Here is a 24,186-nt window from a genome sequence, read left to right on the forward strand (position 1 = left end):
TTAAATTATGGCTTTAGATTCAAAAGTACCAAAAGGTCCAATTCAAGATAAATGGACAGATTATAAAAATAAAATCAATCTGGTTAACCCGGCAAACAAGCGGCATATTGATATCATTGTTGTTGGTACGGGCTTGGCTGGGGGTTCTGCGGCGGCCACTTTGGCCGAACTTGGATATAATGTAAAAGCATTTGCCTATCAAGATTCTCCGCGTCGTGCGCACTCCATTGCGGCACAAGGAGGTATCAATGCGGCAAAGAACTATCAAGGTGATGGGGATTCAACATACAGATTATTTTACGATACCGTAAAGGGTGGAGATTATCGTTCCCGAGAAGCGAATGTCTATCGCTTAGCCGAGGTATCGGCAAATATTATTGACCAATGTGTGGCACAAGGTGTTCCTTTTGCACGTGATTATGGAGGGTTATTAGACAACCGCTCGTTTGGTGGTGTATTAGTATCAAGAACTTTCTACGCCAAAGGGCAAACAGGCCAGCAATTATTATTGGGTGCTTATTCCGCAATGAACCGCCAAATTGCACGTGGTAAGATTGAAATGTTTAATCGCCATGAAATGTTGGATGTGGTTATTGTTGATGGAAAAGCGCGAGGCATAATCGCAAGAAATTTAATTACTGGTGAAATTGAGCGTCATTCTGCTCATGCCGTTGTTGTAGGAACGGGAGGCTATGGAAATGTATATTTCCTATCTACTAATGCGATGGGTAGTAATGTAACCGCGGCATGGAAAATCCATAAAAAAGGAGCTTATTTTGCTAACCCATGTTATACGCAGATTCACCCAACATGTATTCCGCGTTCGGGAGATTATCAATCTAAATTGACGTTGATGTCCGAGTCATTGCGTAATGATGGTCGAATTTGGGTTCCCGCCAAACTGGAAGATGCCCAAGCAATACGAGAAGGTAAAAAGAAGCCTACCGATTTGTCAGAAGAGGAAAGAGATTACTATTTGGAGCGTCGCTATCCGGCGTTTGGTAACCTTGTGCCGAGGGATGTTGCTTCAAGAGCCGCAAAAGAGCGTTGTGATGCTGGTTTTGGGGTAAATGCCACTGGAGAAGCAGTGTATTTGGATTTTGCCGATGCTATTACTCGCTATGGAACAGAGCAAGCAAAAATCCATAATATTTCCAACCCTTCAAAAGCGAAAATTTATGAATTAGGTAAAGCTATTGTCGAGGCTAAATATGGAAACCTTTTCCAGATGTACGAAAAAATTGTAGATCAAAACCCATATGAAACACCAATGATGATTTATCCGGCAGTGCACTATACCATGGGTGGTGTTTGGGTGGATTATAATTTGATGACCACCGTACCCGGACTGTATTGTATAGGTGAGGCTAATTTCTCTGATCATGGTGCTAACAGGCTTGGAGCTTCGGCATTGATGCAAGGTTTGGCGGATGGTTATTTTGTGTTGCCATATACTATTGGTGATTATTTAGCTGATGATATCCGAACAGGTAAAATTCCAACGGATACTAAAGAATTCGATGAAGCTGAAAAAGCAGTTCAGGATAGAATTGAATTTTTCACTACCAATAACGGAACAAAATCCGTGGACTATTTCCACAAAAAATTAGGTAAGGTGATGTGGGACAAATGCGGTATGTCAAGAAACGAGAAAGGTTTAAAAGAAGCCATTGTTGAAATAAAGGAAATCCGTGAAGAATTCTGGAAAGAGGTTAAAGTTCCTGGCAGTGCTAACGAAATGAACCCAGAATTGGAAAAAGCTGGACGTGTGGCTGACTTTTTGGAATTAGGCGAATTGTTTGCAAAAGATGCATTGCAAAGGGAAGAGTCTGCCGGAGGACATTTTAGGGAAGAATATCAAACCGATGAGGGTGAAGCCAAACGCCGAAAAGAATTCCAATATGTTTCCGCTTGGGAATATGTTGGAGAGCCAAGTGAAGCTAAGTTACACAAGGAGAAGTTGGTTTACGAGAATATTGAAGTAAAAGAAAGAAGTTACAAATAAAAAAGACGCTATGAATTTAACACTTAAAATTTGGAGACAAAAAGACTCAAATGCAAAGGGTCAAATGGTAGATTATAAGGTGACCGATATTTCGGAACATATGTCTTTTTTAGAAATGATGGACGTGTTGAATGAGGAATTGGTTGCCGAAGGCCAAGAACCTGTTGCTTTTGATCATGATTGTCGAGAAGGAATTTGCGGGATGTGTTCTATGTACATCAACGGAGAAGCCCATGGTCCGGACAGAGGTATTACTACCTGCCAGTTACACATGCGTATGTTTAAAGATGGCGATACGATTACCATTGAGCCTTTTAGGGCAGCTGCTTTTCCCGTGATAAAGGATTTAGTGGTGGATAGAACCGCTTTTGAGCGTATTCAACAAGCAGGAGGCTATATTTCTGTAAATACCTCAGGAAACACTCAGGATGCCAATGCTATCCCAATTTCAAAACATGCCGCGGACGAAGCCATGGACGCAGCAACCTGCATTGGTTGTGGTGCTTGTGTGGCTACTTGTAAAAACTCTTCGGCGATGTTATTTGTTGGAGCTAAAGTTTCGCAATATGCCCTGTTACCTCAAGGACAAGTAGAGGCTGCAGACCGTGTTAAAAACATGGTGGCCCAAATGGACTTGGAAGGTTTCGGGAACTGTACCAATACTGGGGCTTGTGAAGTTGAATGTCCAAAAGGTATTTCTTTAGATAATATTGCTAGAATGAATCGGGAGCTGATGAAAGCTTCTATTTAAAAGTACTTAAGGGTCAGTGCTCGATTGATAGTACTGACCTTTTTTTCTAAGCATAATAATCGTAATATTGCAATATTACGATTATTGCGTTTGTACCAAATTTCACGATTTAGAATATACGCCTATCAACACTTGGGTATATGTAATTGTGATATTGCAATATCACAATAATAATATTTTCCTTAAATCCAAAGGCATTTGAGATTCCCTAAAAATAAGCCTTCAACTGAATAGTCCCTGTATGAATGGTTCTGCTCGTTTCGGTTTTTCGTCCAAAATAGCTGAGGTTTAAATCCAGATATTTGGTGAGCTTTTTTTGCGCCAATACCGTCCAGGTAAAATTCTTTCCGGGTTGCAGGCCTTCCAACATTTGGTAGGCAACTGGCGTATTCGGACTGCCTTCAAACTCATTTGAAAAATAGTTCACCTCACCGTTTACCGCACCTTTTTCGTTTTTAGACAGATTGAAACCCAAACCAAACTTTTGTTGTTTTAAGGATTCCCGTGCGCCAAAAGTATTGTCTTTTACAGTAAATTGATAAAACACATCAAAACGGCTGTTCTCGTTAAATAAATAGGATAGTTTGGGGTTGAGCAACCCCTCATCAAACTTGAAATTTTTGCTGGTGAAGTTTTCGCTGGAACTTTCATTTGAGCCAATAGCAGACTGAAACGTGATCAACCAATTTTCCTGTATTTTATGATTGAAATTTAATTGATGACTTGTCAAATTGTTTTCCAAAAGTCCAACAGAAAGCGTGTTGTTGGATTTATTTGAAAGGAAGGTATATGAAGTAGTATATTTTTGTTTTCCTCGATTAAAAAACAACACATTCCTAAAATTCATTTGCAGACCCAATTGGTTTTCAGCATCGCTTTCAAAAGGGTTTAAATTGAAATTATCACCATTTCTTCTTATTTTTCTATCGATTAAATAGCTGGTTTGGTTGTAAAAATGAGACCAGAATTTTTTGGACCTACTTTCTGAAACGCGCCATTGGGATGGGTTAAAAGTCAAGGTTTGGCTAAACCTATTTTGATGGGTTTTGATAGGCCTGCGATTTGGTAACAATACCCTAATAAACGTGCCTTGATCCTGAAATGGAGCAATTTCAAATTCTTCCAACTCTTGAATGCCATTTTCGTTATAATCAATCCAAGTATAGGTGCCCTGCCCAGGCTCCACTTCCACATAGGTAAAATCTTGTTCAAAAATACTCCCAGAATTCGTTTCAAAAACCGTATTGCTCTGAATGATGTTTTTGAACAATTTTTGATTGTATTGCAATCTGGAGTTCAAAGAGTTTTCATCGTCGATGTTTTCATCCTCGTGGTCCAAAGTGCGATAATTGGCATATAGCGACAGATTGGTGTTTTTATTTTGAATGATTCTTGAATCCACATAAAAGGTGTTGGACGTATTAACTTTTTGGAGTTGATTATTACGGATACTATCATTTACCCGATGTTTATAGCCCACTTGCACAAATATTTTGGTGCTGTCGCCGACCCCCGAAAAGGCTTCATAAGAACTGAATTTTTGACTGAGCGGACTTAGGATTTGAGTGGCAGTTTCGGTTTTCTGGTTGTCCTCTATTGAAAGCTTTCCGCCAATCCACTTTTTTTTCATATTCAAGGCAACAATATTGTGCGACCTAAGAAACGTTGAGGTGTTTTCGTTTGAATCTGAATTGAGGTAGCTGGTATTTGAAATTATTCGGAGCCCATTCAAATTCAAATTGACATCCACTAAATGTCTGCTACCATTATAGCCCAATGAAAAATCAAGGAATTCAAAACGATAAGAGGCATTTCCCTTTTTGGGATGAAACAACTGCAATCCTGTATTCAGGAACATTTGATCGCCCAAACCTGACACAATTTGATTGCTTGCGGGTTGGTCAATATTCCAATCACGGTTGAATTCAGGGTTGTAAAGCCCTTGTAGATTTCTAAAATTGGACTGAATATAATCCGTGTCCAAATAACCGTTAAGACTCCAAAGACTGTCTTTTTTAATGATGCTTTGAAATAGTTCTAATCTTCCCGCGAAACCATCATTATTATCGTCGTCTAAACCCGAAAATAGGTTCAAATCGTTTTTACTTCCCGATAATTCAAAATTAATCGCAGTTTTTTCAGAAGGCGTGTAGTTGCCATTTACCACTGCCATTTGCAATTTTGTCGGCGCCACTAGTTGCACAACGGGGGCATAACTTCCCAAATTTGGACCGATATACTCATAAATAGTATTAACGGGATTATTAAAATCATCACTTACTGCATAATCTCCTTGACCCTGCCCAACAAGCGTAAAAGTAACCCGAAACAATTCATCATTTGGGTCATTGGAAAAAACAAAAACTTCCTCACCGCCAACGATTTCCTTTCGATATAAAATACGGTTTTCACTAAAGGATTCCTGAATTTCCGAGGGGGCAATCATTTGGGCCATATCGTCTCCGGCATTGGACAAAATTTGAACCTGCGCTTCCGATAGATTCTGTTGCAATGGTTGGTTTTTGGCATCATTTTCAGAATACACCGATACCCCAATTTTGAATTTTTTACTGCTATAACTGCCACCGCCATAGGCAACCAGTCGGGAATAATTTCTATCGCTAAATTGATAATCGATCAAAATCCGCATTTCTGAAGTAATCGGAAATGTGGTGTTGAATATAATTTCACCTGCATTATAATCGATAATATAATCCTTGTCCTCGCCACGCTCAAGGGCAACACCGTTTACGTAAACCGTTTCGCTCCCTGAAACAATCAATACGAAAAGCTCCCCATTTGGCCCTTGGATTTTATAGGGGCCCTGATTGCCCTCTTGGGCAGTAAATTGACTAGTGGTAAATTGTCCCCGAACCAATGCCCCAGCCGCAAATAATTGTGTTTGGGAGTCATCTTCACCTAAATTCACATTGACGGATAGCCCTTGTACACGTTTAGAAAACTCGGCAAAATATGAGTTGTTGTTTTCCAAGTCGATATCCCCTGCACGGACATTCCATCGGTCGGTAAACAATTCGATAAATACTTGGTCAAATTCGTCCAGACGTTGACTATAACCGCTTTCCTGCAATGGTATATTGGCATCTTGAATGGAGGCACGCAGCGATACTTTATCGCTCAATTTCCCTGTAATCTGTAAATCCAGTTCACTGTTTAAAACCGAGTTTTGGTTGTTGCCTACCGTCACTCCTCTCGAAATACTGCCCGAGGTGGTAAGTCCGTCAAAAGGCGTAAAGGTCCGTTTTGTATTGGGCTGCGATAATTGGTACAATTTTTCAAGGCCATCATTGTTTTTTACAATGATGCTTTCGTCCAATTGCTTGTAGGTTTTGGTCAGAAATTCTGGGAATTTCAAATAATTGATAATCACTGAATCCGTTTCAACGAGTTTGATAAAACGCAATTTCGCCGTCGAAAAATCCATTTTATAAAAAGTGGAATCCAGAACCTTCCCATCTTTTGTTTTTACCGAAAACCAACTGGAGTTGATACTTACGCTGTCCACCAAAACGGTATCCCTTACAGCCATTTTTTTAGTCCTGTACTTGCCATTTTGATTCTGCGCAAAACCGCTAAAACCAAACAAGGCAATCATAAAAAGGAGGAAAGGCTTCATCAGGTATTTAAACTGCGATACGTCTAAAATATTTTGTTAATAGAATTCGTTAAAACTCCTTTGGTTATTTATCGTGTAAAAGTAACGTATTATTTATTTTAGCTGAAACGATTCAAAAGCCCTGTCAGATTTCACAAACCTGATAGGTCTAGTATAGAACCTTAAAGTTCACATGGATATTGAAAATTTATTTACTTCGAAAATTGTTCTTGAAAATGAGTTTTTGATGCTTCGTCTACTTTCTGAAGAAGATATTGATGCCATTGAGACCATTAGTTATTCAGATGAATTGGGTGAATTTGGAAAAAGGGTTAAGGATAGAAGTGGTTTGGAGGATTATTTTGAGTTTTGCTTGAACGCCAAAGAAAACAAGGACCTTTATCCATTTATAATTTTAAGAAAGTCTGATAAAGAACCGTTGGGCATCTCGATGCTTGGAAACATAAGTTTTCCCAATAAAAGGATTGAAATAGGTTGGACTTGGCTTGGCAAGCAATATCAGGGGACTGGAATAAACCTTCAATGCAAAAAGCTCTTATTGGATTATTGTTTTGAAGATTTGAAAATGAGAAGAATTGAATTTAAGGTCGACATTAAAAATATTAAATCTCAAAAAGCGGTCGAGAAATTAGGAGGGGCGAAGGAAGGGATGCTTAGAAATTATAATATTCAATCCTATGGTGAAAGTGAAGGAACTTACGTGTACAGTATTTTGAGAGAAGAATGGATAAAGTAAAAGTATAATTAATAGAAACAAAAATTCCCTCTCCTTTGGAGAGGGCTAGGGAGAGGCCTATGAAAATCATATCCTATAACGTCAATGGCATCCGTGCCGCAATAAATAAAGGTTTTATCGATTGGTTAAAAAGTGCAAATCCTGACGTGATTTGCCTGCAGGAAATCAAAGCGATGAAAGAGCAATTGGATTTGAATCTGTTTGAAGATGCAGGTTACACCTATCAGTATTGGTTCAGTGCCCAAAAGAAAGGCTATAGTGGAGTGGCAATTTTGAGCAAGAATGAACCCAATCATGTGGAATATGGTACAGGGATTAAGTCGATGGATTTTGAAGGCAGGAACTTACGGGCAGATTTTGAAGGCGTCTCTGTAATGAGCCTGTATTTGCCATCGGGGACCAATGATGCCAGATTACAACACAAGTTGGATTATATGGATATGTTTCAAGATTACGTAAATGATTTGAGAACCGAAATCCCAAACTTGGTGATTTGCGGTGATTACAATATCTGTCACGAAGAAATAGATATTCATAACCCAAAGATGAAAGGGGTATCCGGGTTTTTACCGGTGGAACGGGAGTGGATTGGGAATTTTATAGATAGCGGTTTTATAGACTCGTTTCGATACATAAATCCTGAACGACAAGAATACAGCTGGTGGAGTTATCGTGCCAACGCACGTACCAATAATAAAGGTTGGCGTTTGGATTATGCGATGGTTTCCGAGCCGTTACAAGAAAATATCAAAAGAGCCGTTATACTAACCGAAGCAGTGCATAGCGACCATTGCCCCATTTTATTAGAAATAGAAAATTAAATATAAATCAACCTGCCTGCCGGCAGGCAGGTTAAAAACAACCCAAATGAACATTAAAAATAGTCTATTAGTTATCATGATGTTGGCGTTCGTTACCTCTTGCGTATCGCCGAAAGTGTACAAGGATTTAGAGAGCAAATACGCCACTTTAAAACAGGAAAACAGAAAGCTGTCCAAAGACAACGAATCACTTTTAGCGGGTAAAAATGCCACTGAAAATGAACTTAAACAATTAAAGGAAGCTTACAACGAGGCCGTTGCCGAGCGCGACCGACTGCAAAGCGAATACACTGCAGCCAAAACCAACTTGGATAACCTAAAAGCATCGTACGCTGCGCTGGAAAAGAACAGTTCGGATGCCATTTCCAAAAATTCAAAGAAAAACAGAGAGCTTTTAGCGGAGCTTGAGGCGAAGGAGCAAGCCTTGGCAGCCGAGAACGAGCGCCTAGAAAAACTGAAAAAAGCATTGGAGGAACGCTCCAATAGGATTGCTGAATTGGAAAATGTAATTGCTTCAAAAGATGCGGCGATGACCCAGTTGAAAAATGCCATTTCCCGTGCCTTAACAGATTTTGAGGGCAAAGGTTTAACCGTAGAACAGCGAGGAGGGAAAGTGTATGTTTCTATGGAAAATAAGCTCCTTTTTGAATCTGGAAGCTGGGCTGTCAATTCAAGTGGCAAAACTGCGGTGCAAAGTCTTGGAAGCGTCTTGGCCGAAAACCCGGATATTGCCGTATTGATTGAAGGCCACACCGATAATGTTCCGTATCAAGGCTCTGGGCAATTAACAGGAAACTGGGATTTGTCCACAAAACGAGCAACGGCCATTGTTAATATATTACGAGAAAACACAGCCATCAATCCCGAAAACTTAACTGCTGCCGGTCGTGGTGAGTATGCCCCGATTGCCACAAACGATACCGAAGTTGGCCGGGCCAAAAACAGACGTATTGAAGTGATTTTAACACCTAAGTTGGATGAGCTGACGCGTTTGTTGAATGAGCAGTAAAAGAGTCAGTTACTGCGAATTACGCTCAAGCGTAATGCAGCAATTTCTCTAATGAAAATATTTTACAAAAAAACCGTTGATGGCAAAGAAGCTTTTAACGGTTTTTTATCTTTACACTTCGCCAAGAAATCTAAGACGTCTAATATTTCTAATCATCTAAAATGAAGTACTCAAAAATACCCGGAACCGATATCAAAGTCAGTAAAATATGCCTTGGTACCATGACTTGGGGCAATCAAAACACCCAAGACGAAGGTTTTAAACAGATGGATTATGCATTGGGTCAAGGTGTAAACTTCTTTGATACGGCGGAATTATATCCAGTACCTGCCAATGCTGAAACTTATGCCGAAACAGAAAGAATTATTGGCAATTGGTTTAAAACAACCGGGAATCGGGATAAGATAATATTGGCCACCAAAATTTGTGGCCCCGGTTCATATACAGCCCATGTTCGATCAACTGGATTTAGTGCAGATGCACTCAATGAGGCATTAAATAATAGTTTAAAACGCCTAAAAACAGATTATATTGATTTATATCAATTGCATTGGCCAGAAAGACAAACCAATTTTTTTGGGCCACGCGATTATACACATAACCCAAATGACCCATGGGAAGATAACTTTAATGAAATCTTGCAAACCTTGGATGGATTTGTAAAAGCAGGTAAAATTAGGGAAATAGGGATTTCCAACGAAAGAGCATGGGGCACGATGCGGTATTTAGAAGAATCAAAGACTAATAATTTGCCACGGGTAAGAACTATTCAGAATGCATATTCCTTATTGAACAGAACCTTTGAAGGCGATTTGGCTGAAATATCTATACGCGAAAATATAGGGCTTTTGGCATATTCGCCATTAGCTTCTGGATCGCTTTCTGGAAAGTACATTGGTGGGAAACTACCAAAAAACTCAAGATTTGATTTGTTCCCGAGATTTGCTGGACGCTACAATAGTCCGCAGGCCTTGGAAGCCACGGAGAGGTATTTCGAAATAGCCAAAAAGCATGGTTTGACCTTAACCCAAATGTCATTGGCTTTCATCAACCAACAACCCTTTTTGACCGGTAATATTATTGGAGCCACCACTTTAGAGCAACTTAAAGAGAATATTGAAAGTATAGATGTCGATTTGAGCGATGAGGTGTTGGATGCCATTAATGCTGTGCATAACGCAATGCCCAACCCTGCGCCGTAGTGGGTTTTTTGGAATCAAAGATTTTCATTCTGGTAAGTTAAAAAAAGTTCAAGTTTCTGAATAGATAACTGTTTTTGGAATTAGGGGCTGTATTATTTTTAGGATTATTACCTTTTTTTTATTTTAGTCCTAGATGAAGATGACCCTAAAACCCAACCAAGTCTTCAAATTCTTATTGCTGTCCTTTATTTTGCTGCTAACAGGGAATTTGTTGAGCATATACCTTATTCTTGAGAAAGGGTTTATGTACGAAAAGAGTATTGTTAGAATATTCAGTTTTGATTTGGAGCAAAACTTACCTGCATTCTTCTCCACAGGTCTTTTCTTGCTTTCAGCAACATTGTTATTTCTTATAGGTAGAAATAAAAAATCTAAATACAAGTTGCATTGGTTAGCACTATCCATTATTTTCTTTTTTTTGGCATTGGACGAAGCCATATCCATACATGAATTGTTCAATTATTCCATGAGAAATATTTTTGGAGCAACGGGTTATTTCCATTTTGCATGGGTTATTCCCTATGCGGTATTGTCTATATTGGTATTAATAGCATTCACTAAGTTTTTGTTAGCCTTGCCAAAAAGAACCTCACTTATTATGATTTTAGCCGGTATTCTATTTGTTTCTGGTGCTATTGGCATGGAAATGATAGCGGCAAATTATGTTAATGAATTTGTTGATTATCAATATATTGGAACTTACATGGCCTTTTTTACCATAGAAGAAAGCTTAGAAATGCTTGGTCTAATTCTATTTATTTATGGACTATTGGATTTTATGGACCTAACCAATTTAAAACCGCTAAAGTTAAAAGTTAAGGGTAAATGATATTGAACGTAATGGCTATTTCTTCAAAATTTAAATTGGCTCAGACCACTGTCCGCCTACTCTATTGGTTTCCTTATGGCATTACGGCAATTTTTGCTCTATTCTTGGGATTAAATCCAACCAGACGTTTAGCCTTGTTTTTGCTCAAGGAGAATTCGTTAGTTGAAAACTTGACATTTTTGGCCTTTATGGTTGGGTGCATTTTAGGTTTTAAACTGAGCTTGAAATTTCACCAAAAAGCTCAAAATAAGGTCTTGAAATGGCTTATCATCCTTATTTCCATTGCCTTTTTTATCATTGCCATGGAAGAGATTTCTTGGGGGCAGCAGTTTTTAAAATTTGAAACGCCCGAGTGGATGGGAGGTATGAATGCACAAAATGAGCTTACCGTTCACAATATTTCAACTTTCCAAGGAAAGTCGGAAATTTTAAGACTTCTTTTTGGTTTGGCCGGCCTAGTTGGTATTGGGTTTAACCGGAATACATTCTTTCAACCAATTGCAGTGCCTTATGTGCTAATTTCCTTCGTCATAGTTATTGTAGTAATTTCAGTTTTTGATGTCTATGATGACTTTTATCCAATTTCTCAACAGTTAAGTACTGGTGTTCAAAGGCTTTCCGAACTTGTAGAAATGCTTATCGCATTTCTGGGATGTTTGTATATGTGGTTGTTGCTTCGGAACAACGATTCCTAGCTCAAGCGTAATATTGCATTTCATCGAATACTTTTGTCTTTTTTACAAAGAAATGTGTCGTTTTAGGACTTTTTCCAGCAATTATTCCAATAACGGTATCATTTGTGCGTTAGCCCTACAACAAGTTTAACTAAATTAAATACAATGAAAACACAAACCTTCTTATTAAAATCGTTTCTGTGTATTACTTTGGTTGTTTTGGCCTCATGTACTGCGAACAATGAAGATGGTGAAGAGAGTTTAATCGCACCAACCTTGCCCCCCGAAGCCTCGATGGTGATGGATTTCAGTGGTTTTGAAAATACCGCAAAACCTGGCAGTAATAAGCTATCCGGGAACGTAGATAAAAGCAACTGGGCTTACGCGGCTGTGGTTGTGGGCGTTTGGCATACAAGTTTGGTAACTACCTTAGCAGTGCCAGTAGCTTCGTTTAGAACGGCCTTTAGGCATCAGGCCGAATATAAGGGTGATGCAACTTGGGAATGGGCTTATACCGTTGATGGATTTACGGGACAGTATTCGGCTCGACTTACTGGACAACTGGTAGGAAATGAAGTGCTCTGGTCTATGTATATTACGCGAACAGGTATTAATGCTTTTGAAGAATTCGTCTGGTTCTCTGGAGTCTCAAAAACTGATGGAAAAAGTGGCTATTGGTTACTAAACCACAGTGCAGATTTCCCAGAAGATCTGTTACGGATTGATTGGGAGGTTCAAAATGAAGAAATAGGTGATATCACGTATACCTACGTTAGAGAACTGAACAATGAGCGCCAAGCGGATAAGTTGAAAAACAGCTATATCAACTATGGACTTCAGTTGGGGACGTACGATGCGTTTTATGACGTGTATGCGTATGATACCAACTCCGGGCAGTTTGTAAATGCCGATGTTGAATGGAGCAGAGCTAATCACAACGGACGTGTTATGGCGGAATACTATTTTAGCGATACCGACTGGCGTTGCTGGGACAGTTCGGGCGAAAACCAAGTCTGTCCATAAAGTTTTTCAAGTACTAAAAAATAAAAGCCCCTAGACTTTTAAGTCTAGGGGCTTTTTCAATTATTTAATCAGATTACCATCTTTATCAAAAAAGTGGTACTCTAAATATGTGTAAGCATCGCGGGGTAAAACTTTAACCCATTTTTTGTGTTCTAAAAACCATTTAGAACGAACAGATGGAAAGCCTTTAGTCAAAAAGGCCGCTATAAAAGGATGTGTGTTTAAGGTCACCTTTTTATAGTCTTTTTTAAATAGTCTTTCAAGATCTTGGTTTATTTTTTCCACCAAACTTATTGGTGCTTCCACTTCAGAACCGTTTAAACCGTTGGGGTTTTCCTCTCGGGTTTTTATATTCATTTCTGGGCGGGTACGCTGTCTTGTAATTTGTATCAGTCCGAATTTACTCGGTGGCAGTATTTTGTGTTTTGCTCTATCGTCCTTCATTTCATCACGAAGGTGATTGAACAGTTTCTGCCTGTTTTCAGACTTTGTCATGTCAATAAAATCAATTACGATAATGCCGCCCATATCGCGCAATCGCAGTTGGCGGGCAATTTCCGTGGCTGATATCAAATTGACTTCCAAAGCTGTTTCCTCTTGGTTGTTTGATTTGTTAGATCTGTTACCGCTATTAACGTCAATAACGTGGAGTGCCTCGGTGTGTTCAATTACCAAATAGGCGCCTTTCGTCATGGAAACGGTTTTTCCAAAAGAGGTTTTGATCTGTCTTTCAATCCCGAATTTTTCAAAAATCGGAACCTTGGATTGATACAATTTAACTATTGATTCTTTCTTTGGTGCAATCTCTTGCAAGTAATCTTTAATTTGGTAGTACAGTGTTTCGTCATCAACCATGATACCAGTAAAGGTGTCATTGAATATGTCCCTCAAAATTGAGGAGGCCTTATTCATTTCTCCCAATACTTTACTGGGGTGATGTGCTCTGTACAGTTTTTTACACATTGCATTCCATCGATGGAGCAAATTCTGTAAATCTTTATCTAATTCGGCTACTTTTTTGCCTTGTGCTACGGTACGGACAATGATACCAAACCCTTGGGGCGTGATACTTTTTACCAGTCGTTTTAAGCGGTCTTTCTCTTCGCGAGATTCTATCTTTTGAGAGATGGAAATCCGGTTGGAAAAAGGCATTAAAACAATATATCTACCGGCTACGGACAACTCTGAAGTTATTCGCGGGCCTTTGGTGGATATTGGTTCCTTTACTATCTGTACTAATAGCGATTGATTGGATTTGAGTGCGTCGGCAATCTTGCCGTTTTTGTCAATATCCTTTTCAAATGGGAAGTTTTTTAAAGAAAAATCTTTTAGTTTACCTGTGCTTACACGTTTTGTGAACTTTAAAAGGGAAGGCAATTTGGGACCTAAATCATGATAGTGCAAAAATGCATCTTTATCATAGCCAACATTTACAAATGCGGCATTTAGTCCCGGAACCGTTTTCCGTATTTTGGCGATAAACACGTCGCCAACCGAAAAATTGTTATCGTCCTCGTCCTTTTGCAATTCAATAAGTTTTCCATCTTTTAATAAGGCAAAATCAACAGCTTCTGAATTAGATCGAATAATCAATTCTTTATCCATTGTGTTAATTTTTATTCCGCCACTGGCAGAATGGATTAAACTTAATTTTTTCACAGGATTTTAAAATCCGTGGAGTTCTTACTTTTAGAACTCATTTTCAAAGAACTTGTAATTTTTTAGAAATCCTTTTGGAGGATTTTCAAATAAAAAAAGTAGCTGTTCTAACTACTTTTTCTATCTATTTTTTCTTTTTGTGACGGTTAGCGCGCCTACGTTTTTTTCTTTTGTGCGTCGCTACCTTATGTCTCTTGCGTTTTTTACCACTTGGCATAAATAGTGTCTTTTAATTATTGATGTTTTATTTTACTTCCACGTTAGTTTTAACGCCCTCAACAAAAACTTTTGCAGGTTTAAATGCAGGAATGTTGTGAGCTGGAATTTTGATAGTAGTGTTTTTTGAGATGTTTCTACCAGTTTTTTCAGCTCTCGTTTTGATGATGAAGCTTCCAAAACCTCTCAAGTACACGTTGTCTCCACTTTCCAATGAAGTTTTTACTTCTTCCATAAATGTTTCAACTGTTGCTTGAACATCGCCTTTTTCAATTCCTAGTTTCTCTGAAATTTTTGCTACTAAATCAGCCTTCGTCATGTTTTAAAATTTTAATATTTGTTACTACTAATACTTTTGAAAGGGATGCAAATATATGCATTTAAATTTCAATAAATCAAACCTAAATCATTAAAATTTAAGATAATAAACGTTTATTTTAGCACTTGATAGATTGATAATGCATGTCTTTTTCTGAAATTTTAATACGCTGGTATTCAGATAATAAGCGAAATCTCCCGTGGAGGGAAACACAAGAACCGTTCCGAATCTGGCTTTCTGAAATTATTTTGCAACAAACACAAGTGAAACAGGGGTTACCATATTATGAAGCATTTGTTACCGAATTTCCAACCGTTTTTGAGCTTGCAAATGCCGATGAAAATGAGGTGCTAAAATTATGGCAGGGGCTTGGTTATTATTCGCGGGCACGCAACCTACATTTTACGGCAAAATATATCGCCAATGATCTTGAAGGTGTCTTTCCCGATACTTATAAAGGACTTTTAAAATTGAAAGGTGTGGGCGATTATACGGCCAGTGCTATAGCATCCATTTGTTTTAACGAACCTACTGCGGTTGTAGACGGCAATGTGTATCGCTTCCTGTCCCGCTATTTTGGGATTGAAACACCCATCAATTCGACCGAAGGCACAAAAGAATTTAAGGCCTTGGCCCAGGAACTTATCGATCCTCAGAACCCGGCAACCTTTAATCAGGCGATTATGGAATTTGGTGCACGACAATGCCGGCCGAAAAACCCCGATTGTATGTTTTGTCCGTTTCAGGAAACCTGTGTGGCATTTACCAAAGGTACCATTGACCTACTACCCGTAAAGTTGAAAAAGCTTAAAGTAAAACAGCGATACTTTAATTTTTTGGTGTTCATTTCGGAAGACAAACAAACCCTTTTGGAAAAGCGGGAAGGCAAGGGTATTTGGCAAAACCTGTATCAATTTCCTTTGATTGAAACCGATAAGATTTTGAAATATGATGCGTTTTTAGAATTAGCCAAAACCCATCATCTTTTGAAAAATAAAAGGTTTGAATTGCTTCAATATAATGATACGCCAAAAGTCCATAAATTATCCCACCAGCATTTGAATACCTTGTTTTGGATTGTAAAAACGGATACGGTTTCCAACGGGATTTCTATTGGTGAAATTCAAAATTATCCTGTGCCTATTTTGATTGGGAAGTTTATTGAGGGGTTTGATAGGTTTATGCCCTAGGATTGACAATCCATTAAATTGGTAAATTAACATTACAAATTATAAGTCACTTACTTTTAAGTTTATTAATTGTTTTTAATATTGAATCCCGATTTTTTTTGGAAACCATCCATTTAGGTAATCGACTACCAATACTTTTATTTCTATATTTTATACCGTTACGTTCCCTCAATTTAGCTTGAATGTGCTTTTCAAGAAATTCTATGTGATCGATATTGTAAGCCCAAAATAAATTTCCGCTAATATTTTCAGTTAACCAAAGTGGCAAGTGAAAAAAAGGGTCAATACCACCACCTATATAAAAGTGTCTTCCTATTATCATTTTCTTATTTGAATGATAAATTATAGAATTGGGTTTTTGACTTAGAGTTTTACTGTGTCCGCAGTTTGAACAAACAAGTCTAACATCATTTTCATTAGATAGTCTGAAATTGAAATTTGAAGCTTTTACGATAGCCTTATGTGAACATTTTGGTCATAAAACTAAAACGTCCTTGATAAAATCATAAGTTAAGGCTTGATAAGCATCTTTAAATCTCAAATCGGTCATAGGGAGTTCATTTTTTCTTTAATTTTCAACAAATCAAATATTCCTAATTTAAACCATTCTCCGCGGATTCTTTTATCACTAAAGTCAGCATGCAATTCTCTTTCAATTGATTTTGGAGAATTCCATAGAGCAATAATTTCAGTTTCTGGATCCTCTCCTTGTAGAGTTTTTTCTCTAGTCTTAGGGTTTATACTTCGACCTATCTTAGTGTATCCATTTCTTGGATTAAACATTAAATATATTTTATTTCCATTTTGAGCTGGTGCTTTCTCGATATTTGAATCAAAAATATCTCTGAAGGCCTTTATTTTATTCAAGAATGGAACAAAATCAATTCCGTCTTTATATTTTACGGCTAATGTTCCTTTTTGATTTGCGATTTCATTGCCATATGTGAAACGATTTAGCTTTTCTAATAAGGTTCTTATTTGATCTTGGAATGTATTAAAGGTTTCTATCAAATCGGTATCTTTTGGATATTCTTGATTTACAATTTTTGCAAAACCTAAAGTAAGTTCATTACGCCTTTTATCACTTATTTTAAAGCTACAAACCAAACCACTCAATTCAATACTATTGTTTACGTAAAATAAAATATAATTTTCGTCGGTTTCATCACTTAAAAGCCAAATCCCAAAACACTCTCTATGTATTCCATTTAAAACATTATTAATAGAACCATTATCAGAATTATTCATTTGAAGAATGTCTTCCTCAGACAAATATTTACAATTTTGGTATATGTATTCTTGAATATAATTAGCCATGTACATCAAATATACTCAAATCTTTCACCTCGTAAGCGGTTTTGAATTAAAGCGCATTTAGAAAGCAATAGGTGTTTGGTTCTGGCAAATGGTCGGCGGATAGGTTCGCGTTAGGGATTGAACGGCCTGTTTGAGCTCCTCGCAGAGAGCGAGTAGTGAAAGCCCGACCCGCAGGGTAACGCCCAAAAAGTAAACTTGCCTTAAATTATTCCTATTTTTTTTACTAATTTTAGAACTATGAAGTATGAATGCGTATTTTTGCGCTCTTAAATCAAAAAATCATGTCAGGAAGTTTAAATAAAGTGATGCTCATTGGGAATTTAGGTGATGCCGTAAAAATGCATTATTTTGAAGGTGGTGGTTGTGTTGGCCGATTTCCTTTGGCGACTAGTGAAACCTATACGAGCAAGCAAACCAACGAACGTATTACCAATACGGAATGGCATAATATTGTGGTGCGCAACAAGGGTGCTGAAATTTGCGAAAAATATTTGAGCAAAGGCGATAAAATATATGTGGAGGGCCGTATAAAAACCCGAAAATGGACGGACGAGCAAGGTAACGACAGATACTCTACCGAAATACAGTGTACAGATTTCACCTTTTTAACTCCAAAAGGCGAAAGTGGAAACAATACCTCAAATACCCCTGCGCAATCCAATTCCGCAGTAAACGAGCCAACTGCCAATCCTCCGATTGGCGATGATAACGATGACCTCCCTTTCTAAATGGTGAAATCGTCAAAAGTTTAACTAAAACCAAAGTATTTGGACCCTGAACCCCCGAGTTTATTCGCTTTCATTTTAGCAATTGATGTTTCAATTGTTTTTGGATTTGTATTGTTGTTTTTGCTCTTGTGCTGTTCCGCACTGATTTCTGGTGCTGAGGTGGCGCTTTTTTCATTGTCTAGAACGGACATAGATAACACTGCTGAAACCGAGGCCAAGTATGTCAAAATAATATTACAATTATTGGAACGCCCCAAAAAACTGTTGGCCACCATTTTAGTGGCGAACAATTTTATAAATATTGCTGTGGTGATTTTGTTTGCCTACTTGGGAGATACCCTATTTGGCAATGTGACGAACCCGACATTAAAGTTTATTTTGGAAGTCATTGTCGTAACGTTTTTAATTTTATTGTTCGGGGAAATTTTACCAAAGATTTATGCCAGCAGAAACAACATGAAATTTGCAAGTGTTATGGCCTATCCCCTAAAAGTATTGGATGTGTTATTATCGCCAATAAGTTTGCCGATGCGAAGCGTAACATTGACCATCCATAGTAAGTTAGGACGGCAAAAGTCTAATTTAAGCGTGGATCAATTGTCCCACGCCTTGGAACTTACCGACCATGGGGACACTTCAAAAGAGGAAAAGAAAATTCTTCAAGGCATCGTGTCGTTCGGGAATACAGATACCAAACAAGTGATGCGCCCAAGGATTGATATTTTTGCTTTAAATACTGAACAGAAATACACCGAAATCCTCCCTGAAATTGCTGAAAATGGATATTCGAGAATTCCGGTTTACGAAGACAATATCGACCAAATAAAGGGCATTCTTTATGTGAAGGATTTATTGCCCTATTTGGACCGAAAACAATTTAATTGGGTCAAGCTGTTACGTGAGCCATTCTTCGTTCCAGAGAATAAAAAACTGGATGATTTGATGGCGGAGTTTCAGGAGAAGAAAGTGCATTTGGCTGTAGTGGTAGATGAATATGGCGGGACTTCAGGTTTGATTTCATTGGAGGATATTATTGAGGAGATTGTGGGTGATATCAGTGATGAATTTGATGATGAGGATTTGAATTACTCCAAGCTTGATGACAACAACTACGTGTTTGAGGGCAAAACTGCCCTGAAGGATTTTTATAAAGTCATCAAGTTAGAAGACGATTCTGTTTTTGAAGAGGAAAAAGGGGAGGCAGAAACCATTGCTGGCTTTGTTTTGGAAATTTCGGGTAGTTTCCCAAAATTGCAATCCAAAATATTTTTCAAAGATTACGTTTTTACTATTGAGGCGATGGACAAAAAGCGTATCAAACGCGTAAAGGTGACTATAGTTTAATTATGAAGATACAGTTTTCCTTTGTATTGGTGATTTTGTTGATGTTGGTTTCCTGTAACGAGGATTATGTGCCAAAACCAAAAGCGTATTTAAGGTTGGATTATCCTGAGGTTACTTATAAAGCGCAGAAATTTTCAGAAATGCCCGTTGCTTTTGAAATGAGTAGTTTGGTTGATGGTGTCTTAGTAAAACCTCTTCCGAGTACAACCGAAAGTTACGGTGCCAATTTGGATTACAAGTCATTAAAGGCCACTCTTTTCTTGACCTATAAAGCTATTGAAGGCGATGATAAAAACTTAAATGATTTTCTGCGCGATGCCCAAAAACTAACTTTGGAGCATACCAAAAAAGCTGATGAAATCCCAAAATACCCATTTGAAAATCCTGAGCGCAAGGTTTATGGCATGTTATCCGAAGTAAAAGGCAATGCTGCGTCGCCTGCTCAATTCTATGTTACCGATAGCGTGAATCATTTTTTAACCGGTTCTCTTTATTTTAAGGCTAAACCCAATTACGATTCCATTTTGCCTGCTGCTAACTATCTGATTAAAGATATCAAGCGTATTATGGAAACGGTGGAGTGGGAATGACACCTTTGAGGTGTCACCCTGAACTTGTTTCAGGGTCTAGATTAGTTAAAAATAAGGTGCTGAAACAAGTTCAGCATGACAGCCAAGTGGCTGTCAATAAAAAAGCTCCCCGTTTCAGGAGAGCTTTAAAATTTCAACACTTAATTTAAAAAATCACTCAACGCTTATGCGTTGATTCCTTTTAAATTGTCATTCCCGTGAATAAGGGAAACAAAGTTTGGGGCTTAAGGTTTTTACCTCGAACTACTTCGTGAAATCTTCAACCGTTTTCATGTCACTTACCTTATAAATATCGGCCACGCTGGTTACGGTGTTTTCCAATGATGTAGGGTTTACCTTGGCTTCGTCATATTCCACCATGGCTAATCGTTTGTCAAAGTCTACTTTGGCATAAGTTACACCTTCCATCTTAGCGATTTTCTTTTCGATAGTAGCTGCACATCCAATGGCGCAGGTCATGCCATCAACAGTAAATTCGGCCTTCGCATAAGTAGCGTTCGGGTCTTTTTCTTTTTTAGAAGCAGTTTCAACCTCTATAGTTTTTACTTCGGGATTTGTACTGTTTTTGCAATTAACAACAACAAACGCCATCAAGAAAATTCCTAAAATATATGTTATGGTTTTCATATTTGTTTTGTTTAAAACTTATGGATACAAAACTACTAAATAATGGTAGTTGTTGTTTTAAAAAATTACACTTTTGTGATAAAAATAACAGTCAGCAATTATGGCTCCAGCGACCTTAAAGTGGATATATCTTGTCATCCTGTCAATTATTTGGGGAAGCTCGTTCATTTTGATAAAGAAGGGGTTGGTTGGGTTAACCCCTGTACAGTTGGGAGCCATACGCATCATTTTTACGGCATTTTTCCTTTTTATTGTAGCTTTTAAACGCGTGAAGACCATTGCCATAAAGGATTGGAAATGGGTAATTCTCACAGGGCTTTTGGGTACATTTTTTCCTGCTTTTTTATTCGCTTTCGCGGAAACTGAAATCGATAGTGCCATTGCATCGATATTGAATTCTCTGGTACCATTAAACACTATCATTTTGGGCGTATTTGTGTTTAAAATAAAGTCCACAAAACGACAGGTAGCAGGGGTGTTTATCGGATTGTTGGGTACATTGATGCTGATTTTTAACGGGGCCTCCATAAATCCAAATCAGAATTATTTGTATGCCATATTCGTTGTCATCGCCACTTTTATGTATGCGACCAGTGTCAACATCCTGAAACGATATTTGCAAAACATGAATGCTTTGACCATAGCAGTGGGGAATTTTGTGGCCATTATTATTCCTTCACTTGTAATTTTGGTAGCCTCCGATTTTTTTGAGGAAGCGGTGCTAACCTCCCCAAATCTGAAACCGGCATTATTTTATATGTTGATTTTATCCTTATTTGGTACGGCCATAGCAAAGGTGTTGTTCAATAAATTGGTGCATATTGCCACGCCGGTGTTTGCTTCCTCGGTAACCTATTTAATGACCATCGTGGCCGTTTTTTGGGGAATTTTAGATGGCGAAAAATTTGGATTACTCCAAGCTTTAGCAACCATAATTATCTTATTGGGGGTGTACCTTGCCAATAAAAGAAAGTAGTGCTAAAGTAATTATTGGGGCAATAAATTATTAAAAGTCATTTTTTTTCCCGAAATTTAAGAAGTGTTTGATTCAATTTTTTGAAACATTAGCCCTATTTCTTCATTTAATTTCAACATGTTTCAAACCAAAAATCACATCTGAAATCTCAACCAAAAAAAATTCAAACAGATGAAAAATTTAATACTTCCCATTCGGTTCGGTTTAGTTACCAGCGCAGTTTTAATTGCCTATTTTTTAGTTTTGGCGCTTTTTAATAAGCACATTAATCCAGCTTTTAGTTTGGTAAATGCCGCTATTACGTTATTCGGTATTTATGAGGCCATTAGACTAAGCAAACTGGAAAACCCTGAGGCTTTTTCTTATGGTGAAGGATTCAAAATAGGGGTGGTTACAGGGTCTATCGCCACATTGGTATTTACCTTTTTCTTTCTGTTTTATGCAACTGAAATAAGCCCAAGCTTTTTACCTGCACTTTTAGACAATATTCATTGGGGTTTTAAATCTAACATCGGCATGATCGTATTCGTAGTGGCGATTATGGGGCTGTCCACGTCTGTAGTGGCTTCGCTCACTGTAATGCAATTATTTAAGAGGAGTAATAATTTAGCCTAAAACGGACAAAACGTTTGTAGATTGATTAATTAGAATTATATTTGCACCCGCCTTAAGCGAATTAGGGCGGTTTTTTAATAAAATTAATTAATAAAAACGTTACGCTATGTACGCAATTGTAGAGATAGCAGGGCATCAATTCAAAGTTGAGAAAGACCAAAAAGTTTTTGTTAATCGTTTACAAGCAGAAGAAGGTAAGAAAGTAGATTTCGATAACGTTCTTTTAATTGGAGATGGTGACAAAGTAACTGTAGGCGCCCCGGCTATAGACGGAGCACAAGTAAGTGCAAAAGTCTTAAAGCACCTTAAAGGAGATAAGGTGATAGTTTTCAAAAAGAAAAGACGTAAAGGTTACCGAGTGAAGAACGGACACCGTCAGTATTTATCTGAAATCGTAATTGAAAGCATCGTAGCTTCCGGAGCTAAGCCAGCTAAGAAAACTGAGCCGAAGAAAGAAGCTAAAAAAGAAGCACCGAAAGCTAAGGCTGAAACTGCTACCCCAAAAGCTGAGGCAACTCAAGATTTAAGCAAATTAACCGTTGCTCAATTGAAGGAGATGGCTAAAGCTAAAGGTATTGAAGGGATTTCTTCAATGAAGAAGGCAGATTTAATTGCAGCTTTAAGCTAGTTTAACAATATAAAATCGAAATAAAATGGCACATAAAAAAGGAGTCGGAAGTTCGAAAAACGGTAGAGAATCAGAATCGAAACGCCTTGGGGTTAAGATTTTTGGCGGACAAGCAGCAATTGCTGGAAACATTATCGTAAGACAAAGAGGAAATACGCACCACCCAGGTGAAAACGTATATTCTTCAAAAGATCATACATTACATGCCAAAGTTGATGGTATCGTAAAATTCACAAAGAAAAAAGATAACAAATCTTATGTTTCTATTGAGCCGTTTGAGGCTTAAGAAATAGCTTTCTTTAAAAAACCTGCCCTGAGCGAAGTCGAAGGGTGAAAGCCCTTTCTGGAAACAGAGAGGGTTTTTTATTTCAAAATCTCACGAACAATTTTCAGGTGGTGGTTAGTGTGCAATTCCAGAAATCGCATGGCTTGTTTTTTAGAAAGCACACCAAAAATATGGTGTTTAAAGTGAGCTGTTTCTTTTAATGTTTTGGTGTTTTCTAGCTGGGTTTTTGCTTTTTCAACTTGAGCGAGGAGCTCTGATTTGGAGATACTCTCTGGGGGTAGAACAATTTTGGGAGCTTTAGCTCTTCCCCTTGGGATGAAGTTCAATCCAAACAAAACTAACCTCGTAAGATTAAAATCCTTTTTAAAAGGTTTTTCGTTGGTTCTGGCCAATATGCCTGTAATGCCATTGACTACTTTTAGGGCATGGTCCAATTGCCAGCCTACTGTTGCTTGGGATACCGCCGTATTCTTTTTGTCCTTAAAAGGAATATGCTCCTCAATTTCTTGTAAGAGTTGGTGCACCCGCTCCGTTTTTTTGCATTCCATGCTCTAATTTAGTGATATAAAATGAAAATAAATTATTAACTTTAGGGTATTGCATTCGCAATGTATGACAATGTTTGACTTTAAAATTTGTGCTTATGCTACCATTTAGATCAGAAATCAGGAATTCCCCGACGCAACCTACCATCAAGATTTTCTTGAGCGACGAATCTTTGGACGCACGTGTGAAAAAGCATTTGGAGCATTTCAAGGAAATTGAGGAGATTGAAATTAGGGAAAGTATCGGACAGAACAGAAGCAATGAGAATATTACCGTATTCTTAAAGGAGGACGTGGATATTAATAAAATGAAACAATCCATTGATTCCAGCCTTTGGTGGTATTTCGAAGAGGATTTAGTAGACGAGTAAATACGTCTTTCTTATAGCCCTAAATACTTTCTTTTTTTAACACGCCCTAAGCAATAATTCCTATAGTATCTTTTTTATCTTTACCTAG

The 24,186-nt window shown here is 38.0% G+C and carries 25 protein-coding genes; 18 read left to right on the top strand and 7 right to left on the bottom strand.

Annotation, left to right across the window (positions count from 1 at the left end):
• Window positions 1–7: 7 nt before the first annotated feature.
• Both ACFSR8_RS02220 and ACFSR8_RS02225 read left to right on the top strand, forming a co-directional pair.
• Entirely contained in the window at window positions 8–2,005 is a 1,998-nt protein-coding gene (locus tag ACFSR8_RS02220; protein WP_380288598.1) for a fumarate reductase/succinate dehydrogenase flavoprotein subunit, read from the top strand.
• A gap of 10 nt (window positions 2,006–2,015) precedes the next feature.
• Window positions 2,016–2,756: a succinate dehydrogenase/fumarate reductase iron-sulfur subunit gene (locus ACFSR8_RS02225; RefSeq protein ID WP_380288600.1), complete on the top strand. Its 741-nt coding sequence runs from the start codon at window positions 2,016–2,018 to the stop codon at window positions 2,754–2,756.
• 208 nt (window positions 2,757–2,964) lie between these two features.
• Here ACFSR8_RS02225 and ACFSR8_RS02230 read toward each other — a convergent pair whose 3' ends face one another.
• Entirely contained in the window at window positions 2,965–6,393 is a 3,429-nt protein-coding gene (locus ACFSR8_RS02230) for a hypothetical protein (protein WP_380288601.1), read from the bottom strand.
• A gap of 172 nt (window positions 6,394–6,565) precedes the next feature.
• Here ACFSR8_RS02230 and ACFSR8_RS02235 point away from each other — a divergent pair, with 172 nt between their 5' ends.
• The 7 genes from ACFSR8_RS02235 (at window position 6,566) to ACFSR8_RS02265 (ending at window position 12,687) form a co-directional block, all read left to right on the top strand.
• A complete protein-coding gene (locus tag ACFSR8_RS02235) occupies window positions 6,566–7,129 on the top strand; it encodes a GNAT family N-acetyltransferase (RefSeq protein WP_380288603.1) in 564 nt (187 codons plus the stop codon).
• A gap of 59 nt (window positions 7,130–7,188) precedes the next feature.
• Window positions 7,189–7,950, top strand: coding sequence for an exodeoxyribonuclease III (locus ACFSR8_RS02240; protein ID WP_380288605.1), 762 nt, complete (start codon window positions 7,189–7,191; stop codon window positions 7,948–7,950).
• 46 nt (window positions 7,951–7,996) lie between these two features.
• On the top strand, window positions 7,997–8,959 hold the full coding sequence (locus ACFSR8_RS02245) for an OmpA family protein (protein WP_380288606.1): 963 nt from the start codon (window positions 7,997–7,999) through the stop codon (window positions 8,957–8,959).
• Window positions 8,960–9,120: 161 nt separating this feature from the next.
• Window positions 9,121–10,161, top strand: coding sequence for an aldo/keto reductase (locus ACFSR8_RS02250; RefSeq protein ID WP_380288607.1), 1,041 nt, complete (start codon window positions 9,121–9,123; stop codon window positions 10,159–10,161).
• A gap of 211 nt (window positions 10,162–10,372) precedes the next feature.
• Complete coding sequence (locus ACFSR8_RS02255) at window positions 10,373–10,990, top strand: hypothetical protein (protein ID WP_380288609.1); 618 nt, start codon at window positions 10,373–10,375, stop codon at window positions 10,988–10,990.
• Window positions 10,987–11,685 carry a hypothetical protein gene (locus ACFSR8_RS02260; RefSeq protein ID WP_380288611.1) on the top strand — a complete coding sequence of 233 codons (699 nt, stop codon included), beginning with the start codon at window positions 10,987–10,989 and terminating at the stop codon, window positions 11,683–11,685. The genes ACFSR8_RS02255 and ACFSR8_RS02260 overlap by 4 nt, the downstream gene beginning before the upstream one ends.
• 144 nt (window positions 11,686–11,829) lie before the next feature.
• On the top strand, window positions 11,830–12,687 hold the full coding sequence (locus ACFSR8_RS02265) for a hypothetical protein (RefSeq protein ID WP_380288612.1): 858 nt from the start codon (window positions 11,830–11,832) through the stop codon (window positions 12,685–12,687).
• A 60-nt stretch (window positions 12,688–12,747) separates the two neighbouring features.
• Here ACFSR8_RS02265 and ACFSR8_RS02270 read toward each other — a convergent pair whose 3' ends face one another.
• The gene (locus ACFSR8_RS02270) at window positions 12,748–14,292 is read right to left on the bottom strand and encodes an Rne/Rng family ribonuclease (protein ID WP_380289375.1); all 1,545 of its coding nucleotides are present in this window, start codon (window positions 14,290–14,292) and stop codon (window positions 12,748–12,750) included.
• 298 nt (window positions 14,293–14,590) lie between these two features.
• Window positions 14,591–14,881, bottom strand: a complete 291-nt coding sequence (locus tag ACFSR8_RS02275) for an HU family DNA-binding protein (RefSeq protein WP_042242127.1) — start codon at window positions 14,879–14,881, stop codon at window positions 14,591–14,593.
• 143 nt (window positions 14,882–15,024) lie between these two features.
• Between ACFSR8_RS02275 and mutY the strand changes: the two genes are divergently transcribed.
• A complete protein-coding gene (gene mutY, locus ACFSR8_RS02280) occupies window positions 15,025–16,071 on the top strand; it encodes an A/G-specific adenine glycosylase (RefSeq protein ID WP_380288615.1) in 1,047 nt (348 codons plus the stop codon).
• A gap of 46 nt (window positions 16,072–16,117) precedes the next feature.
• On the opposite strand, the gene ACFSR8_RS02285 is transcribed toward mutY, so the two are convergent.
• Both ACFSR8_RS02285 and ACFSR8_RS02290 read right to left on the bottom strand, forming a co-directional pair.
• Entirely contained in the window at window positions 16,118–16,393 is a 276-nt protein-coding gene (locus tag ACFSR8_RS02285; protein WP_380288617.1) for a hypothetical protein, read from the bottom strand.
• A gap of 224 nt (window positions 16,394–16,617) precedes the next feature.
• On the bottom strand, window positions 16,618–17,343 hold the full coding sequence (locus ACFSR8_RS02290; protein ID WP_380288619.1) for a GIY-YIG nuclease family protein: 726 nt from the start codon (window positions 17,341–17,343) through the stop codon (window positions 16,618–16,620).
• 326 nt (window positions 17,344–17,669) lie between these two features.
• On the opposite strand from ACFSR8_RS02290, the gene ACFSR8_RS02295 reads away from it, so the two are divergent.
• The 3 genes from ACFSR8_RS02295 to gldD are packed head-to-tail and all read left to right on the top strand — an operon-like array spanning window position 17,670 to window position 20,050.
• Complete coding sequence (locus ACFSR8_RS02295; protein ID WP_380288621.1) at window positions 17,670–18,116, top strand: single-stranded DNA-binding protein; 447 nt, start codon at window positions 17,670–17,672, stop codon at window positions 18,114–18,116.
• 39 nt (window positions 18,117–18,155) lie between these two features.
• Entirely contained in the window at window positions 18,156–19,460 is a 1,305-nt protein-coding gene (locus ACFSR8_RS02300) for a gliding motility-associated protein GldE (protein ID WP_380288623.1), read from the top strand.
• Between the two features lie 2 nt (window positions 19,461–19,462).
• Complete coding sequence (gene gldD, locus ACFSR8_RS02305) at window positions 19,463–20,050, top strand: gliding motility lipoprotein GldD (RefSeq protein ID WP_380288625.1); 588 nt, start codon at window positions 19,463–19,465, stop codon at window positions 20,048–20,050.
• Between the two features lie 243 nt (window positions 20,051–20,293).
• Here gldD and ACFSR8_RS02310 read toward each other — a convergent pair whose 3' ends face one another.
• On the bottom strand, window positions 20,294–20,677 hold the full coding sequence (locus ACFSR8_RS02310; RefSeq protein WP_380288627.1) for a heavy-metal-associated domain-containing protein: 384 nt from the start codon (window positions 20,675–20,677) through the stop codon (window positions 20,294–20,296).
• Window positions 20,678–20,777: 100 nt separating this feature from the next.
• Between ACFSR8_RS02310 and ACFSR8_RS02315 the strand changes: the two genes are divergently transcribed.
• The 4 genes from ACFSR8_RS02315 to rpmA all read left to right on the top strand — a co-directional run bounded on the left by ACFSR8_RS02315 (window position 20,778) and on the right by rpmA (window position 23,182).
• Window positions 20,778–21,653, top strand: coding sequence for a DMT family transporter (locus ACFSR8_RS02315; protein WP_380288629.1), 876 nt, complete (start codon window positions 20,778–20,780; stop codon window positions 21,651–21,653).
• Between the two features lie 171 nt (window positions 21,654–21,824).
• Window positions 21,825–22,268 carry a DUF4199 domain-containing protein gene (locus tag ACFSR8_RS02320; RefSeq protein WP_380288631.1) on the top strand — a complete coding sequence of 148 codons (444 nt, stop codon included), beginning with the start codon at window positions 21,825–21,827 and terminating at the stop codon, window positions 22,266–22,268.
• A 106-nt stretch (window positions 22,269–22,374) separates the two neighbouring features.
• Window positions 22,375–22,896: a 50S ribosomal protein L21 gene (gene rplU, locus ACFSR8_RS02325; RefSeq protein ID WP_380288633.1), complete on the top strand. Its 522-nt coding sequence runs from the start codon at window positions 22,375–22,377 to the stop codon at window positions 22,894–22,896.
• 25 nt (window positions 22,897–22,921) lie between these two features.
• Window positions 22,922–23,182 (top strand): 50S ribosomal protein L27, encoded by a 261-nt coding sequence (gene rpmA / locus ACFSR8_RS02330; protein WP_076698461.1) that lies wholly within the window; start codon window positions 22,922–22,924, stop codon window positions 23,180–23,182.
• A gap of 77 nt (window positions 23,183–23,259) precedes the next feature.
• On the opposite strand, the gene ACFSR8_RS02335 is transcribed toward rpmA, so the two are convergent.
• A complete protein-coding gene (locus tag ACFSR8_RS02335) occupies window positions 23,260–23,730 on the bottom strand; it encodes a DUF1569 domain-containing protein (RefSeq protein ID WP_380288636.1) in 471 nt (156 codons plus the stop codon).
• A gap of 95 nt (window positions 23,731–23,825) precedes the next feature.
• Between ACFSR8_RS02335 and ACFSR8_RS02340 the strand changes: the two genes are divergently transcribed.
• The gene (locus tag ACFSR8_RS02340) at window positions 23,826–24,098 is read left to right on the top strand and encodes a hypothetical protein (RefSeq protein ID WP_186560811.1); all 273 of its coding nucleotides are present in this window, start codon (window positions 23,826–23,828) and stop codon (window positions 24,096–24,098) included.
• Window positions 24,099–24,186 lie beyond the last annotated feature (88 nt).

Origin of the sequence: Hyunsoonleella rubra, from assembly GCF_042684665.1 — a bacterium.
GTDB lineage: Bacteria > Bacteroidota > Bacteroidia > Flavobacteriales > Flavobacteriaceae > Jejuia > Jejuia rubra.